Raw genomic sequence first — 565 nt, forward strand, 5'->3', positions numbered from 1 at the left:
AGCGCTGCTGATCTCGCGGCCAAACATCCGCCAAACCTGGCGCCTGGCTTTCCGCAATGCTCCGTAAAAACTTAATGTTATGCGAAGCAGGCGTGTAATTGGTCAACGTGAGAAGCAAACCGGAATACGCTTGCTCAATGGCCTGGTGGAAAAGAAAAGCAGCTTCCTTAAAGTCCCTTTCTTGAAAGTAGAATTTGGCACCTTTTACAAAATTCTGCGCATGCGGCAAGCGATCCTCAAAATGCCCCTTCGCGATTTGATATGCGTCACGATCTGATATTGGCCGCGGTTCGGCCAATGGCTCATCATCGAGCTCATAGAGCACAATTCCCTGGCGTCTGATATCGACAAAAAAGTACTGTCCTTGCTTAAGCGCATTGTTGATCTCTCGTCTCGAGTGAACGATGAACTTAACAGGGGTCTTCAAATCCTGTGCGCGGATGAGCCGGTCATCCGCCTTATTCCAATATGTTGAAAATTCCGTTAGTCGCCTGTCATTGACAATAATCAGAAGATCAAAATCAGATTGGTATCCCTTGGATGTATGGGGCTCATCAACCCAGTC

The 565-nt window shown here is 47.8% G+C and carries 1 protein-coding gene; it reads right to left on the bottom strand.

Annotated features, from left to right (window positions below; genetic code table 11):
• A partial coding sequence (locus ACOZHT_RS24415; RefSeq protein WP_421567123.1) for a HEPN domain-containing protein occupies positions 1-565 on the bottom strand: 565 nt, incomplete at both ends.

The sequence above is a fragment of the Ochrobactrum sp. EDr1-4 genome, assembly GCF_049199085.1.
In the GTDB taxonomy this organism is placed as follows: Bacteria; Pseudomonadota; Alphaproteobacteria; order Rhizobiales; family Rhizobiaceae; genus Brucella.